Annotated in this window: 11 protein-coding genes and 2 pseudogenes; 11 read left to right on the forward strand and 2 right to left on the reverse strand. The window is 48.1% G+C overall.

Translation table 11 applies throughout. The features are described 5' to 3' along the window. Positions 1 to 61: 61 nt before the first annotated feature. Positions 62 to 1,249, reverse strand: a complete 1,188-nt coding sequence (locus ACESSO_RS15670) for a hypothetical protein (RefSeq protein WP_373166481.1) — start codon at positions 1,247 to 1,249, stop codon at positions 62 to 64. A 255-nt stretch (positions 1,250 to 1,504) separates the two neighbouring features. Between ACESSO_RS15670 and ACESSO_RS15675 the strand changes: the two genes are divergently transcribed. Both ACESSO_RS15675 and ACESSO_RS15680 read left to right on the forward strand, forming a co-directional pair. Next, the gene (locus ACESSO_RS15675) at positions 1,505 to 3,025 is read left to right on the forward strand and encodes a hypothetical protein (protein WP_373166482.1); all 1,521 of its coding nucleotides are present in this window, start codon (positions 1,505 to 1,507) and stop codon (positions 3,023 to 3,025) included. A gap of 10 nt (positions 3,026 to 3,035) precedes the next feature. Further along, a complete protein-coding gene (locus ACESSO_RS15680) occupies positions 3,036 to 3,452 on the forward strand; it encodes an immunity 70 family protein (RefSeq protein WP_373166483.1) in 417 nt (138 codons plus the stop codon). Positions 3,453 to 3,882: 430 nt separating this feature from the next. Here ACESSO_RS15680 and ACESSO_RS15685 read toward each other — a convergent pair. Then, positions 3,883 to 4,289, reverse strand: a pseudogene (locus ACESSO_RS15685) (transposase). Between the two features lie 603 nt (positions 4,290 to 4,892). On the opposite strand from ACESSO_RS15685, the gene ACESSO_RS15690 reads away from it, so the two are divergent. From ACESSO_RS15690 to ACESSO_RS15730, 9 genes and pseudogenes are all read left to right on the forward strand, one after another. Next, entirely contained in the window at positions 4,893 to 6,266 is a 1,374-nt protein-coding gene (locus ACESSO_RS15690) for a glycosyltransferase family 39 protein (protein ID WP_373166484.1), read from the forward strand. Beyond that, positions 6,259 to 6,879 (forward strand): annotated as a pseudogene (locus tag ACESSO_RS15695) (glycosyltransferase family 2 protein); the annotation flags it as partial. The gene ACESSO_RS15690 and the pseudogene ACESSO_RS15695, both read left to right, overlap by 8 nt. An 11-nt stretch (positions 6,880 to 6,890) precedes the next feature. Further along, complete coding sequence (locus tag ACESSO_RS15700; protein WP_373166485.1) at positions 6,891 to 7,412, forward strand: GtrA family protein; 522 nt, start codon at positions 6,891 to 6,893, stop codon at positions 7,410 to 7,412. Positions 7,413 to 8,125: 713 nt separating this feature from the next. Next, on the forward strand, positions 8,126 to 9,619 hold the full coding sequence (locus ACESSO_RS15705; protein ID WP_373166486.1) for a sugar ABC transporter ATP-binding protein: 1,494 nt from the start codon (positions 8,126 to 8,128) through the stop codon (positions 9,617 to 9,619). 14 nt (positions 9,620 to 9,633) lie between these two features. After that, a complete protein-coding gene (locus ACESSO_RS15710) occupies positions 9,634 to 10,581 on the forward strand; it encodes an ABC transporter permease (protein WP_373166487.1) in 948 nt (315 codons plus the stop codon). A 68-nt stretch (positions 10,582 to 10,649) separates the two neighbouring features. After that, positions 10,650 to 11,621: a sugar ABC transporter substrate-binding protein gene (locus tag ACESSO_RS15715; RefSeq protein WP_373166488.1), complete on the forward strand. Its 972-nt coding sequence runs from the start codon at positions 10,650 to 10,652 to the stop codon at positions 11,619 to 11,621. A gap of 130 nt (positions 11,622 to 11,751) precedes the next feature. After that, positions 11,752 to 13,335, forward strand: coding sequence for a response regulator (locus ACESSO_RS15720; protein WP_373166489.1), 1,584 nt, complete (start codon positions 11,752 to 11,754; stop codon positions 13,333 to 13,335). Positions 13,336 to 13,344: 9 nt separating this feature from the next. After that, the gene (locus ACESSO_RS15725) at positions 13,345 to 14,166 is read left to right on the forward strand and encodes a sensor histidine kinase (protein WP_373166490.1); all 822 of its coding nucleotides are present in this window, start codon (positions 13,345 to 13,347) and stop codon (positions 14,164 to 14,166) included. Positions 14,167 to 14,169: 3 nt separating this feature from the next. Continuing rightward, entirely contained in the window at positions 14,170 to 15,597 is a 1,428-nt protein-coding gene (locus tag ACESSO_RS15730) for a hypothetical protein (protein WP_373166491.1), read from the forward strand. Positions 15,598 to 15,759 lie beyond the last annotated feature (162 nt).

Genomic DNA, 15,759 nt, shown 5'->3' on the forward strand with positions numbered 1-15,759 from the left:
GTTAGGTAATTCACTTCAAAAAGCGCTGGTTTATAGAGGGAAATAGGACGAAAAGGGGAGGTTATTTCCATTTCCAATGGTAAAGCGCAACATTCACCGGCTGATTGCTGACAGAATGGAGAATTTCTGTTAGGCTGGGCATGCGATTTTCCAGCAGACTGGGCATGTGCTTTGTGCTATATCTTTCGAGCAATGGAATGGGATTGATACCGAGCTTGCGAAATTTATTGAGCAAACCGTCTGTTTTGATACCCTGCTGCTCCATTGCTTGAAATGCGTTGTCGATATTCTGTGTGCGACGCATTTTAGTCAGTAAGGTACTCATCGTGTCTTTCACAGGCTGCGGAAATTTATCATGGCTGTCTATGGCGGCAAGACCATCCTCATAACTGAGGTATGGCTGATCCGGATAGCACTTTCCCACTAGCTTGCAGATACGCTGTTCGCTCTCCTGCATCAACTGCCAGAGCAGGTCGAGTGGATCATCTGTTCCGCTGCTTTTTTCCAGACGGCGCAGCTTGTCCCGGCCGTAATGGACTTCGATGCGCAATACACCCGAAGGCAGGTTTTCGTAGTCCACCACCAGATCGTTTTCGTTCATCTGATAGGTCTTGTCGTAGATGACCAGCTCCTGAGAATCGCAGGCGATTCGGATGTAGTGCTTGTTATATTGGTTGGCTTTCTTCTTGTCTTTATGTTGGTAGAACCTGCGTTCGTATTTCTTGGGCGTTGCTGTTTTTCGCAGCAGCCGGACCAGTTCGCGGAACACCTTTTTGTTGTCGCATCGGATATTAGTACACAGATCGACTCGAGTGAGATAGTATCGATCAATCTCCCTTTCAAATGGTGATTTCCGAAGTGCGGAATAGAATGCCTTTTCCAGCAGTTCGATGCTGGTTTCATCCGGCGGCAGGATGCCAAGATAACCGCTTTGCGGGTAGATCAGTGTGCGCGGATTGACGACCATACGAACGTAGTAGTGCTTACTTTCCTTTTTGTCTGACGTATGCTCTAAGCAGATGCGAATACCGATATCTGCATATTTCATGCAGATATACACGCCTTTACAGGATTTGTCCGCGTAGATGCAGGTTTCGTTGGATATTTTTTGATCAGCGTAAAGCTGCTCTTTGCAGTTGTCCCACTCGGCTTTACCGAGCTGCATAGATAGTTCAAAAGTATGAATGGAGAACCCATCAGGTTCCAGGCGGATTTGCGCCTTTTGATGTGTCAATATCTTTTTGCTCATAGGAAAAACCTCCTGACAGAATGGATTTATTTTCTTGTCAGAAGGCGTGTAAAAAATATGCCCCCCTTGCAGGGAGCTAACATAGCAATAATGCAGGTTTTAGAATGATTTTGAAGGCATTTGCTTTGGAGTTGTTGGAACTTCAATAGGAAAATGGGGTATATGAGGTGCGCAAATCATTGCTCTTGTGAATTAAATCATTTCCGCTTATTCTATCAACTAACCGCAAAGTGGGTTTGAGAAGGGAGTAAGCGCATGCAGAAAATTAAAGAATTGACATTGCAAGATTCGATAAACGTAACTCGGCAAATCAAAGAGCAAATAGCATGGTTTTACGCAAGGTATCTGAAGGATACGGGAACAAACATATCTGCAATTACGAATGCCCTACTTACACGAGAAGAACGAATAGCCTTGTCAGAACCACAGGGAGATAAAGAAAAAGAAATATTGCTTGGTCCCTGTACTCGGTCAGCATTATTGGAAGCACAAATTTATGACAGAATAGCTGCATATACAAAACCTTTCTTTATGCGAGATGAGCAGACACCAGAGATCATCCGTCAACAGATGAATAATCGCTTGCTATCATTTCAAGAGCAAACGATGCATGAATTAAGGGGTACACTCTCTGCTTGTTTTCGCCAAGGAAATACAGTAGCTCAGAATGCAAGTGCATTGGAGCAGACTATGACCAAAGCAGTAAATAAGTTGGCAGCTGACATTGAAGTGTACTATTCCAAGGCAAGTTGGTATCGAATATTGCAACAGTTTGTTACGGCGGGATATGACCATTTTCGCTACATCATTGAGGTGACGGATAGCACTTGCCGCACATGTCTTTCACAAAGTCAACGAACTTATACACTGGAGCAGCTAGTACAATTGGATTTACTACCACCGTTGCATCCGAATTGTCGTTGCACAATTGTGCCAGAGTCAGATAGGATTGTATTGAACAATCTAGAAGAAGACACAAACTGGTATGATCCTTTGCTGCGTATTCCATCTGATGCTTTTTCATTACTAAAAGGGTTTGCTGATTCGCAAAAGGAGCGATTGGATAGAGGAACTCTGTCAGGTTTTCTCGACTGGCTCACTATGGGCATGGTGAGTGGTTTTGTTGATGGGTTAGCTGAACGGAATGAAAAACTATGGGAACAGCCTTCAGCATACAACTTGCTCAATTGGGCCACCCTTGGAATGGCTGATATGGTGAAAGGTGCGATTGATCCGGAAGAACCATTATCTTTGGAACATTGGTTGAATTCGTTGGGGATAGTGTCAGTGCTGTATGCTTCATATGCTGCGCTGCAACCAAACTCGTCTATTCGCTTAGAGGCGCACAACAGTAATGGATTGCATGCAAGAAATGAAAATACATTATCCCGGACAGGATCGCGCCCAAGTTGGAGACAATCCGAACTGGATGGAGCACTGGATTATCCGGATCATTTGCCGCAACAATCATTTTTACAAGGGAAACTTGTACCGTACGGAACAAAAGGAAGTGTTCGTCCGGATTTCTATTGTAAAGGGAGTAGTATTGATTATAAAAACTATGATATCAGCACAGCGGTAAAACGTAACAATCTAGTTCGCAATATTACGAATCAGTATTTCCGTAGAGTAGCAGAGTTGCCTTCAGGAACTATTCAAACATTTGTAATTGATATTCGAGGACAGGCTATAGGGGATTCCGTTTTAAATGAACTATATGATATAATTATGGTACGAACATCGTATGGACCCAATATTTATTTTAAAGTACAATAGGAGGTGCGATATGGCAGTAGGATTTACGGTAAAGCGGTATTTGTACACGATCGGTGGCGGCGATTTTCTTCATGCGTTTTTCTCGACCGTATGTGGACGGCTGGAGAACGAACAATGGGGCAGCAAATATCCCTATATCATGCAGGAGTTATATCAGGGTGAATTGTCTGCGGAACATTTGCGGCAGGCGGCAGAAGAGTTGGCGCAGATAGAGAAGGGTCTTGCTCGGTTTGCGCCCGATCAGGTGATCTGGGATATCGAGGATCGTTCGCTGATGCCGCCATGGGGCGATCAGATCAGCGACTCGATCACAGACCTCAGCAATTATTTTGTGACCAGCAGTGGCGAAGATTTGCTTAAAGTGTTTCACAGCGCATTGACCAAGGCGCAGCAGCTTCAGGTTCCGCTGCGTATTCAGGCGTTATAGGGATATAGAAGCTGCGTTGAGGTATGCTGGTTTGGCGTCCATATTTGGCGTCCGCAGCTTGTTTTTGGCGACTGGCCTCTCCTGAAAAACAGGTAATATAACGCGGAAAAACGGTCAGAAACTGCACTTTTAAAGCAGTAATCAGCGGGTAAACAGTCGCGACAAACCCCTCCGACTCCAAAGGCCGTGCGTTCGAATCGCATCGGGCGTACCAGATATCAATAATCCGAACGTATTCTTCTTGGAAGAGACGTTCGGATTATGTGTTTCTTGGAGAAAGGCGTAAAAGAAAACCGGTATCATGCAGATACCGGTTTTTTGTTATAACTGTAGGTATGGTTCTTTTAGGGTATATTACGGCAAATATGCATTCTATGGGCAAGCCTGCATCAAGGAAAGTTTGCAAAAAGGGTTTCTGTGAAAACCAAAGTTAAGCCGCTGATTGAAGTGTCGCCTGAACAGATTGCTCACTGGGATAAGCTCTGGAGGCAGACCAGTCCTCATCATACTCCATGAGATAAGTGGTCACCAATCTGGTGTAAGCATTTGAGCTGGGAAAGATTCCCGCAACACTGGTGCGTTGTCCAATCTCTCGGCTCAGGCGTTCCAGCGCATTGGCGGAAGGTATTTTTTGGCGTCCAGCTGTGGGAAAGAATAGAAAGCCAGACCATCCTCAAGACAGCGGTTCGCCTTAAAAAAGCGGCGCTCATATAGCTGGTACAACTCTTCTGCCTGTTTGCAGGTCTGCTCTCTGGTAGGCACCAGCCAGATGGCCTTCAGCTGCTGTGCAAAAATGTTTTTCTCCTTGTGGAGCGCATGCGCTAGAATGTTGCGCATGAAGTGCACTTTGCATCGCTGCCAGCTTGCACCAGAAAAGCCTTTGTTGTATGCCAAGAATCTCTCCTTTGGCAAGTCGCTTTGCTCGACATCAGTTATATACGGTTTTTGGGGAGATACCCAGTTGCCGACGCGCTGCGCCTACTCCGAGCACATCGGCTAATTTTATTGCACCAGTCTTATAGTCTGCATTATATTTCAGTTCCATCTGAGGCACTCCAAGTCATGCGCGATGCCAAGACCCGTCGCCGCCGCACCGAGCCGGCGCGCGAATACTGACAGGGAGGATACCAAAGCGAGGCGGAGGACGTGGAAAGCGTGGTCGGGTATGTGTGCCGCGTGCTTGAGTAGATGGAGTTGGGCGAATTACTCGGCCTATGTTGAGGCTATGAAACGAAAAAGGCCACCCAGAGGAGGGTGCCTTTTCATGCTTCTTTGGGTCAATTGACGGAAAATCTCGAAAAATTGCATGATACACTTCGAATATGGACAGATAGTGGGGATAACGCACAACAGGGAATAGAACCCCCATTAAATTTTCAAAGTTACTTTCAATCCGATTTTGAATGTGTAGATTCGTTTTTTGAAGAAGAGGTGGATAGCATGCATCATGCTTTTCATGTGATTCAACGACTGTTTGTGATCTGTTTTGTTCTTGCCGCCATCGGTATCCTGCTTTCCGGCGGATGGCTTGCCGGTCTGTGCGTCATTGCTGCCGCTGGCTGGATGGTACGCGGGCGCATAACCATCCGGCATTTCACGCTTTGGCTGTTGATCGGCGGTTTGCTGCTGCGTGTGGCGATCCTTCTGGTGCTCCATCCGCCGATCATCAGCGATTTCGGACTCATGTTTGGGGCTGCGCAAAGCTTGCTGGCTGGCGATACCTCGTTTCAGTATGAGCTGTATTTTTCGCTGTGGGCGTATCAGAGCGTGTTCATCGCCTGGCAGGCAATGTTCCTTGCGGTTTGGAACAATCCACTGGTGCTCAAATTCGTTGGCGCATTGCTCAGCACAGGTACGGTGTGCCTGCTCTACCGTCTGGTGCGCGATCATGTACACGAGAGCGCGGCGCAGGCTGCCATGCTGCTGCTGACGGCGTTCCCTTTTGTATTGACCTTGCCCACAGTACTCACCAACCAGATTGCGTCGGCGTTTTTTCTGACGCTTGGCGTGTGGCTGGTCGCCTGTCAGGATTGCACGCGGCTGGGCTTCTGGCGCTTTCCGCTTGCCGGCCTTGCGCTGCAGGCGGGCAATCTGCTGCGCAGCGAGGGAATTATCTTGGTGGTCGCTGTGCTGGCGTATGCGGTTTTCACCGTGCTGCGTCGGCTGGAGACGTTCAAGCGCATCCTGTGCGGCATAGCAGCGCTGCTGGTGGTCTATGGAGCGGTCAGCGTGGGCGCGGATGCCGCCGTACGCGCGTCCGGACTGAACGAAAACGGCACGGCAAACGGTTATCCCGCCTGGAAATTCGTCACCGGACTGAATTTTGATACAGAGGGAGGCTATTCCCAGAGTGATTGGAATCAACTGGCTCCCACATTTGACGAAACCGGTCATCCGACGGATGCGACCTACCAAATGCAGAATGAACTGCTCTCCGAGCGCCTGTACGCCGGGCCGAAAGCACTGCTCCTGCATGCGGTACATAAATGCAAGTTACTCTGGTGCGATGACGCACTGAACTGGGCGTTCGGCCATCTGCAGCTACATGATTGGCTGACGCTGATCTATAACAACATCCGGCAAATGGACCGGCTGCTGTTCTATGCCGCGCTGCTGCTGACAGCCTTCGGGTTGTACCGCCCGTGCCGCACGCCCGCGGCCTATCTTCCGCTGTTCGTTGTGTTCGCTGCATTCTGCGCGTTCCTGCTGATCGAAGTGCAGCCGCGCTATGCCTATCTGCCACAGCTGTTTCTGTTCTGCGGCGCATCGCTCGGCCTCGACCGACTGCTTGGAAAGGAGAAAAACCATGCCTAAAATCTCGATTGTTGTGCCTTGCTATAACGAGCAGGCTGCGCTGCCACTCTTTTATCAGGAGATTACCCGCGTAGCGGGCGAGATGGACGATACGGAGTTTGAATTCGTGTTCATCGATGACGGCTCGAAGGATGACACGCTGCCCACGCTGCGCCGTCTAGCCGCACAGGACAAGCGCGTGCGCTTTGTCTCGTTTTCGCGCAATTTTGGCAAGGAGGCCGGCATACTGGCTGGGCTAGACGCCGCGACGGGCGACTTTGTTGCCACCATGGACGCCGACCTGCAGGATCCGCCGTCGCTTTTGCCCGAGCTTTACAAAGCTGTGACCGAGGAGGGTTACGACTGCGCCGCCACCCGCCGTACCACGCGCGAGGGCGAACCACCGGTCCGCTCGTTCTTCGCGCGCATGTTCTATAAGCTCATCAACCGCATTTCGGACGCCGACATTGTCGACGGCGCGCGCGACTACCGCCTGATGCGCCGCGCAATGGTGGACGCGATCCTGTCCATGCGCGAATACAACCGCTTTTCCAAGGGTATTTTCGGTTGGGTTGGCTTCAAGATTAAATGGGTGCCGTTTGTCAATGTCGAGCGCGTTGCGGGCGAGACCGAGGAGGGCGTGCGATGAACAAGCTGCGCGGCCTGATCGACCGCAAGCTCGCTATATTTCTGCTGGTCGGCACGGCGATCATGTTCGGACTGTATAACCTCGCGCACTGCACCTACTGGGTGTCGAGCACGGCAAACTATATCCTGACCAGCATTCTGAGCTTTTTCTTGAACAAATATATCACCTTCGGCAGCCGGGAGAAGAGCGTGGGTGAGGCCGTGCGCTTCGCGGTCAACATCGCCGCGTGCTACCTGCTCGCCTACGGTATCGCCAAGCCGCTGTGCGTCGCGGCGCTCGCGGGCGCGTCGCCCGCTGTGCGGGATAATGTCTCGATGTTGGTCGGCATGTGCCTGTTCACTGGCTTTAACTACCTTGGGCAACGCTTTTTTGCGTTCCATGTAAAATATAATTCTAATGTCAACTTTAACTGCCATAGTGATCAATCAGGCGTTATTAGGGCCGAGGAATCCATTTTGATATATACTGGTTTGGCATCCGCAGCCTGTTTTCGGCGGTGTTCATCTCTGGAAAAATAGGCGATGATACGCAGAAAAACAGTAGAAAACCGCACTTTCAAAGCGAAAATCAATGGAAAAGCAGTTGCAACAAACCGATCCGCCTCCGAAGACTGTGCGTTTGGAGTACATCGGGCGTACCAAGAAAGCCGCTTGTTCGTAAGAACAGGCGGCTTTTTTGACTGTTTGCACAGATTAAGAAAAAACGTCAGATTCGGAGTTCATCCTGTTGATCAAAGTCTGCAGAAACAGTAAACAGAACAGCCGGCATTTCGGCTGTTCTTTGCAGAAAAGAGGTTGCTGTATGGATTGTCCGTCTTGTATAAATAAGTGGGCAGATTGCTTGAAAATGGACAGATGGTTGTAAAAGGAGAAGGTTTTCCATTCTTTGGCCGTGTCTGCGCACAATCAGTGTGTGCTTTATGCATGAAGTGGAATTTGGGGCGGGCTGAGGATAGCAGTACAATTTATGCGCATTTGTTTTTAAAATCAACCTCAGGTTGAATATTGGATAATATGCAATGCCAGTAAGGTTCTTTTATGTATAGAATGCTTTAAACATGCAAATTTTAATGTATAAAATTTACAAAATTAAATCAGTGATTTGTTCTATATTCACTATTTTACAAAATATCCAAAAATCCTCCCCCCTCATGTGAAAAATGAAAGTTTGAGAATATGAAATACTTTGATAAAATTATCACAAGGAAATGAAAAAGCGGGGAGGGAAAAGCATGGAGTATATTCTGGAAATGAAGGATATCAGCAAAACATTTCCCGGCGTCAAAGCGCTGAACCATGTACAGCTTCAGATAAAACCCGGAGAAGTGCATGCGCTTATGGGAGAAAACGGTGCGGGAAAATCCACACTGATGAAAATCTTGATGGGCATTTACACCAAGGATGAAGGCGGGGAAATCCTCTTTAATGGGCAGCCATATAAGGTTTCTAATCCCAAAGAGGCTATGGATCATGGTGTTGCAATGATTCATCAGGAATTGAATCCGATTCTGGATATGACCGTGTATGAAAACATTTTTGTAGGCCGGGAGCTGCGTAAGCACGGTTTGGTAGATAACAAAGCAGAAATAGAAGAGGCGCAAAAGCTGATTGAAGAATGCGGACTGCACGTATCTCCTAAGGAAAAGCTTCGCAATCTGACCGTTGCACAGTGTCAGTTGATCGAAATCATCAAGGCGATCTCTATCAAGGCAAAAGTTATTATAATGGATGAGCCAACAGCCGCCATCACGGAACGCGAAGTGGAGCTGCTGTTTGGCCATATTCGCAGGCTGAAAGAAAAAGGCGTTGCCATCATTTACATATCGCATCGTATGGATGAAATCTTCACCATTTGTGATCGTGTCAGCGTATATCGTGATGGTCAGTACATTGGTTCGGGCGACACAAAAGACCTAAACGAAGCGCAGCTGATTAAAATGATGGTCGGTCGAGAGATTACAGATGTATTCCCGAAATTGGATGCACAAATCGGCGATGTCGTTTTTGAAGCCAAAGATATTGTCCGTGCGGATAACAAGGTAAAGGGTGTCAGTTTTTCTGTCCGTAAGGGAGAAATTCTTGGAATCGGCGGTCTGGTCGGCGCAGGACGCAGCGAATTGGTGGAAGGCATTTTCGGTATGCATGAGCTTTCCGGCGGAGAAATTTTTGTTAAGGGCAAAAAAGTCAATGTGCACTCGCCACACGATATCATCAAGGAAGGCGTCGCCTTAATCACAGAAGATCGTAAGGTAACCGGCCTGAACCTAAGCGGTTCGGTCAACGATAACATTGCGATGGTTGCCATTCAAAAACTGGTCACCAATGGTTTGTATAACAAAAATAAAGCACGCAGTGCCTCAATGGAGTATATCAAAAAACTGAATATCAAAACTCCTTCCGGCGATCAGATTGTTGGTAATTTGTCCGGCGGCAATCAGCAGAAAGTGGTTATTGCAAAGTGGCTGCTGAACGATCCGGATATTATTATTTTGGATGAACCCACCCGAGGTATCGATGTCGGTGCAAAGCGCGACATTTATCTGCTGCTGGGCAGTTTGGTGCAGCAAGGTAAAGCGGTTATCATGATTTCTTCGGAAATTCCAGAGCTGATGGGTGTTTGCGATCGGATTATGGTAATGTGCGAAGGCAAGCTTTCGGGCGAGGTTACACGAGATGAGTTCTCGCAGGAACGGATTATGACGCTCGCCTCAGCCATTGAGGTATAAAGGAAGGGGAAACTATGAAAAAGACGAAAAGTGCAAAAGCACTGGTCAGTGAATATTTTATTTTCGTGATCTTTATTGCGTTGGTAATTGTGTTGACTTGCTTGAAGCCCAGCTTCATTCAGCCAAGCAATTTGGTCAATATTTTAAAGCAGGCATCGATCAATGGCATTCTGGCATTTGGCATGATGTTTGTCATCATTGCCGGTGGTTTTGATATGTCGGTCGGCTCCACGGTTGCATTTGCAGGCATTTTAGCTGCAATGCTTGGGCAGGGACAGTATCCGCTGATCGTACCGCTCGTTATCGCCATGCTGGCAGGACTTGCCGTCGGCGTTGTCAACGGCGTTGGCGTCGCAGTGGGCGACTTGCCGCCGTTCATTATGACGCTTGGTACCATGACCGCGGTCCGTGGCTTGGCACTTTTGACTTCCAACGGTAAGCCGATTACCGGTATCAGCCAGGAATATAGGGCGGTTGCCGCAAACTCGATTGCTGGTATCCCAATGTTGGCGATTTTCTTAGTGATTGTTATTCTGATTTGTTCCTTCGTGTTATCTAAAACGGTTTATGGTCGTCGCGTTTATGCCTGCGGAGGCAACTTACAGGCAGCTCGCGTTTCTGGTATCAATACGACGATGATCCGCATTTCCACCTTTGCGATTGCCGGCTTGCTGGCAGGCTTGAGCGGCTTCCTGATGACCTCTCGTGTTACGATTGGACAACCGACTGCAGCAGAAAGCTACGAAATGGACGCGATTACCGCATGCGTTGTCGGCGGCGTATCCATGTCGGGCGGCGTTGGCAAGTCGTGGGGGGTTGTCGTCGGCTGCTTGCTGATTACGGTAATTGCAAACGGTCTGGATATCATGGGTGTTTCGTCGCACTGGCAGAAAATCGTAAAGGGTGCCATTATTGTTCTGGCGGTTCTGATTGATGTCAAGGGTAAGAGTAAGAAAGACTGACGGATGTTAGGAACAAGGGCAAAATCCTGTCCTGTTCTTATCATAAATGCATTTGAGGAGGAAGTAAAATGAGTAAAAAGAGACTTCTTGCCATGCTGATGGCTGGCGCAATGACGCTGGGCGTGGCAACTGGCTGCGGCAACACCGCAACCAATGATTCGCAGAATTCTGATGCAGGCACAGATTCAACCGACGGTGCGTATAAGATTGCGCTGATTCAGCAGCATCAGACCAACGCATTCCAGATTGCAGTATCCGAAGCAGCCGAGGCAAAGGCCGAGGAGATGGGCGTTGACCTGACGATCCTGAGCGCGGATCAGGATGCTGCCACGCAGATCAGCCAGATTGAGCAGTGTGTCTCCGAAGGCTATAATGCGATTTTGTTTGAGCCTGTTGATCCAGACGGCCTGTGTGATGCCGCCAAGAGCGCAGCGGATGCGGGTGTGGTTGTAATCAACATCATTTCGGCTTGCACCGATTGGGAAAATTACGGCATTTCGGCGGTTTCCTATGGCGATAATGTCAAGGCTGGCGAGACCGAAATGCAGCATGTTGCGGATCTGCTGAATGGCAAAGGCAACATCGCGATCCTGACCGGCCCCTCCGGTGACTCGGGTGGATTGCAGCGCATGGAAGGCTATGAGAATGTTTTGAAGAATTATCCGGACATGGTTCAGGTCGTTGCACCGGCAGACTGCCAGTGGGATACTGCCAGCGCGCAGGCAACGGTGGAGAGCTGGCTGTCCGCATATGATCTGGATGCGATCATCTGCGAGAATGACGGCATGGCAGTTGGCGCCGGCAATGCAGCTGGTGCGAACAGCGGTATTGTTATTGCGGGTGTCGATGGTACGCCGGACGGCTTTGAAGCCATCAATGATGGCCGCATCACCGGCACGGTTTCCCAGAACGGCGGCGCAATGGCTGCCAATGCTATCGAAGCCGCCGTTACGCTGCTCGACGGCGGTACGCTGGATGAGAACGTGATCATCACTGACAACACCTGGATCGACGCATCCAATGTTGCGGATTACGAATAAGAGCCCTTATTCGTATATGCATGATTTTCATTTGGCAAACGTCAGCTAAAGTGTTATGATGAATATGGAAAAGGGAAAACGAATTCGTTTTCCCTTTTCTTATAGCATCCGTATTTACCGGGGGTGGATTATGTTAAGGGTAGTTCTTGCAGACGATGAAATCAAAGTGATTTTGCTGATGCAGAAGCTAATTGATTGGCAATCGCTTGGTTATGAAGTCGTCGGAATTGCCAATGACGGCCTTCGTGCTCTGGAGCTGGTAAAAGAAAAGCAGCCTCACCTGCTTATAACCGATATACGCATGCCCGGTTGTGACGGAATTGATTTAATCCGTCGTGCCAAGGAGCTGCAGCCCAAATTGCATTCAATTGTAATCAGTGGGTATCGCCAATTTGAATATGCACAGAATGCCCTGAAATATGGTGTTGAGGATTATCTTCTCAAACCGCTCAAGCAGGAAGAACTGTGCGGGATTCTGCTTCGCTTAAAGGATAAACTGGGAGAGGAAGCGGAACTGGAATTTCAGTTGAAAAAGAGCGGGGAGCGGTGTCAGGAACAGCTGATGGCTGCGCTTGAAAATGCTGTTGCCCGACATGAGTCCTTTCTAAACGCGGAACAAGCAGCGTCAGAATATGGCTTTCACTTTGCAGCGGGCAGCTATTTCGCTGTTCTGGTCAAACCGGATATCTCCAATGCAGAACAGTATCGAGATGGATACCAGATGATCATGCACCATGCTTTGGAGATTGTGCGACGTGAGGTTCATCAACTGGCCGATGAATATGCAGTTTCTGTCCAAAAGGAAGGCGTAGCAGCCATATTATTCCTGCGGAATTATCAGGCGGTCGAAGTTAAACAGGCGTTCACGAAGATTCGTAAGGAGATCGAAAAACAGCGCGATTTGTTTTGGGATATCCGAAGCACAATCTGCTTGGGCAGTCGGAAAAACTGTCTGGAGCAAATGGATATTTCTATGCGTGAGGCGATGTGGCTTTGTCTGGATCGACTTTGCCGGGTGCAGCCATGGCGGGATGCGGAGGCCGAATCGCCTGCATTGGGCGAACGGTATCAAATGGACCCTGCGCAGAAAAAGCGATTCCAGGAAGCGGCGGAATGCTTGGACGAAGACCGGTTTCAACAGGAATTGGATGATAGTTATCGTTGTATTTTGCCAAGAAAACCGCTGAATGGACAAATGCTGGAAGACTGGTTTGAACAGATTGTGGATGCCGCCAATTACGGTATGAAGCAAAGCGGAAACGTAGAAGATCGGTTTTCAGAAACCATGCGGGAAAAATTCTGGCGATGCACCAACGCACAAGATATTTTCCGATTGCTGCGAGAAGGCATCCGGCAGCAGATCCAGTCGCTCAAGGAAGAAAAATCTCGAAAAGAAACGCGTCCGATCACCGAAGCCAAGCGCTATATCCAGCAGCATTATCAAGAAGCATTGCGTCTGGAGGATGTCAGCAGTGCGGTTGGATTCAATGCAACCTATTTTTCTGCCCTATTTAAAAAGGAGACCGGTCAGAATTTTATGGATTATTTGACCGAGCTGCGGATCAATAAATCCAAAGAGCTGCTTTGTGCGGATGGCTTGTCCATTCAGGATGTTGCAGAAATGGTAGGCTACCGGGATCTGAAGTATTTTTCCCGCCTGTTCAAAAAAACGACAGGCGTAAGTCCATCGGATTATAAAAAGCTGTACAAGTAAGGTGATCCTATGTCGTTGAGAGGTGGATTGCAATTCTGGCGTGCACTTCGACGTTATAAAAATGACAAAAATCTGGAAGCCGTGCTGCGTTTGGACTGGAGCAGAAGTCCGAATTTGAGTGCATTTCTGGGTGCTATTGAGGACCGGCTGCATGGTGAAGAAATTACGAAGTTACGGCAGAAACAGGCGGAATATCTCGCGCTGCAAAATCAGATCAATCCGCATTTTCTCTATAATGCGTTGGAAGCGATCCGTGCGGATGCGCTGCTGTCGGATTGCGAAGAAATCGCTGAAACTACCGAGGCTTTAGCCACTTTTTTTCGCTATACCATTTCCAATGTGCAGGAATACGTCACCTTTTCCGATGAACTGGACAATGCTGAAAATTATTTTACCATTCAGCGCTGCCGTTTTGGTGACAAACTCTCTCTGGAGTTGGAAATGGAAAATGAAAATCTGTTGGAGGCACGCATGCCCAAGCTTATTTTGCAGCCTCTTGTTGAGAACGCGGTTTCACATGGGCTGGAAGGTAAGATTGAGCATGGTACGGTTCGGATCATTGTGGAAAACAGTGAACAGACTCTGTTTTTGCGTGTGCGCGACGATGGCATCGGCATGCCGGAAGAACAGGTCGAAAGATTAAATGCACAGTTTGCAGGGGACAGCACAGCTGTCAGCGGTCAGCAGCGAGGCGGCATTGCGCTGCGGAATGTCAACAGTCGAATCCGACTGATGTTTGGAGAAGATTACGGCCTTCGGATTTACAGTGCGGCTGGTATTGGTACGGAGTGCTGCATCACGCTTCCGCTGCTATCGCAGGAGGATGGATAATCGATGAAAGAAGAACTAATCCGTGTTGAAAATGGCCATTTTCAGCGAGAAGGAAGCGATTATCAATTTGATATTGCGATTTCCCGTGGAGAGTGCATCGGAATCTACGTGGATGAGCACTTAACATCCGGTACTGCTTTCTTGGATATTTTCAAGGGTTATTCGCATATGAAAAGCGGAAAAGTCTTTTTATATGGACGCCGTATGGGTTCTATTGATTTAGAGCACTGGGTCATGCAGCACAGTATCATAGCCGATAAATTTCGGTTTGATTCCAAAGAATTGACGGTCTGGGATTTTATGATGGCTCTGAGCAAACCGATGCGGTGGCGAAAGAATAAAAAAGCAGAAGCCGCGCTGCACACGTCGGAAACAGCGGAAATGCTGCAGCAGATGGGGCTGTTTTTTTCATGGACGCAAAAGCTTTGCTCACTTTCCTTGCTGGATTACTATCGGCTTTCTGTGTTCCGTGTTTGGTTTTGGAAAAGCGAGTTGCTCATTTTGGATCGATTGACGGAGATTCTGCGGTGGAAGGATTTGGAGCAGCTCATGCAGTGCATCCAGATTTTGCTCAAGCAGGGGACCTCCGTGATGCTCTGTGATATGGATGAAGAATTTCTGTATCAATATACCAGCCGGGTTGAAATTATCAAAAATCGAAAATCATTTTATCGATTATATCCGGAAGAATATGACGATCGACTGTATGAAATTCTAGGGTGGAAACGTCGGAGTAGCACAGTCCGTTCGGAGCCGTATCACGATGAAAAAATCATTCTGTCGATTGAGAATCTGACATTTCCCAAGCTGAAACCATTGAATTTTCAGATTCGCAGCGGTGAAATTGCTTTTCTGAGGGATGAAAACTATAATACGGTATCACAAATCCGGGATTGTTTTTTACGGGAACAAAGCTGGTTGAGCGGAGAATTTCGTCTGAATGGCAAAAAATATGAGCACAGCGAATTATCGCGCATTATCGGTACGGAAATCGGAATCCAAATTGAACGTCCGGACCGTCCAAGCGGCGTATTGTTTGATAAATTGACCGCGCTGGACAATCTGAGCATCTGCTTGCTTCCGAAAGCCGGGAGGCACATTATCCGCAAAAAAATTATGGGAAATATTCAGCAGGAAGCATCGAGATGGTTTAATGGGGATGCTCTGCTGCGTCCACTGTGTGAATGGACCCTGCCGGAACGGCTTCGGTTTTCCTACTATAAATGGTATTTGCTCAATCCACGGCTGCTGATTTGTTATTTTCCGTTTGCGGGGCAGGAATCGGCACATCACGAAATGATTATTGATATGCTTGTAACCTGTGCCAGAAGGGGGATGGCAATCTGGGTTATATCATCTGGTATTGATGCAATTTGCGAAAAAACACAAAACAAAGAATTTCTGCAAAGGTTGCACTATATTAACGAATAAATTCTCCGCTTTACCTTCATGTCATACTGTGGTTAAAGGTATCTGAATATGCATGCTTTGCCGTATGATGGCTTGGCGTCCGCGGCTTGTTTTCGGTGGAGTACATGCGTTGCAAAACAGGCGGTCATGCACGAAAAAACGAGAGAAAACCGCACTTTCCAA

Origin of the sequence: Agathobaculum sp. Marseille-P7918, from assembly GCF_964248325.1 — a bacterium.
GTDB lineage: Bacteria > Bacillota > Clostridia > Oscillospirales > Butyricicoccaceae > Agathobaculum.

What these genes read in the sequence shown, in the direction of transcription:
- ACESSO_RS15670 (WP_373166481.1), bottom strand. Translation starts at nt 1,249, where the DNA reads ATGAGCAAAAAGATATTGACACATCAAAAGGCGCAAATCCGCCTGGAA.
- ACESSO_RS15675 (WP_373166482.1), top strand. Translation starts at nt 1,505, where the DNA reads ATGCAGAAAATTAAAGAATTGACATTGCAAGATTCGATAAACGTAACT.
- ACESSO_RS15680 (WP_373166483.1), top strand. Translation starts at nt 3,036, where the DNA reads ATGGCAGTAGGATTTACGGTAAAGCGGTATTTGTACACGATCGGTGGC.
- ACESSO_RS15690 (WP_373166484.1), top strand. Translation starts at nt 4,893, where the DNA reads ATGCATCATGCTTTTCATGTGATTCAACGACTGTTTGTGATCTGTTTT.
- ACESSO_RS15700 (WP_373166485.1), top strand. Translation starts at nt 6,891, where the DNA reads ATGAACAAGCTGCGCGGCCTGATCGACCGCAAGCTCGCTATATTTCTG.
- ACESSO_RS15705 (WP_373166486.1), top strand. Translation starts at nt 8,126, where the DNA reads ATGGAGTATATTCTGGAAATGAAGGATATCAGCAAAACATTTCCCGGC.
- ACESSO_RS15710 (WP_373166487.1), top strand. Translation starts at nt 9,634, where the DNA reads ATGAAAAAGACGAAAAGTGCAAAAGCACTGGTCAGTGAATATTTTATT.
- ACESSO_RS15715 (WP_373166488.1), top strand. Translation starts at nt 10,650, where the DNA reads ATGAGTAAAAAGAGACTTCTTGCCATGCTGATGGCTGGCGCAATGACG.
- ACESSO_RS15720 (WP_373166489.1), top strand. Translation starts at nt 11,752, where the DNA reads ATGTTAAGGGTAGTTCTTGCAGACGATGAAATCAAAGTGATTTTGCTG.
- ACESSO_RS15725 (WP_373166490.1), top strand. Translation starts at nt 13,345, where the DNA reads ATGTCGTTGAGAGGTGGATTGCAATTCTGGCGTGCACTTCGACGTTAT.
- ACESSO_RS15730 (WP_373166491.1), top strand. Translation starts at nt 14,170, where the DNA reads ATGAAAGAAGAACTAATCCGTGTTGAAAATGGCCATTTTCAGCGAGAA.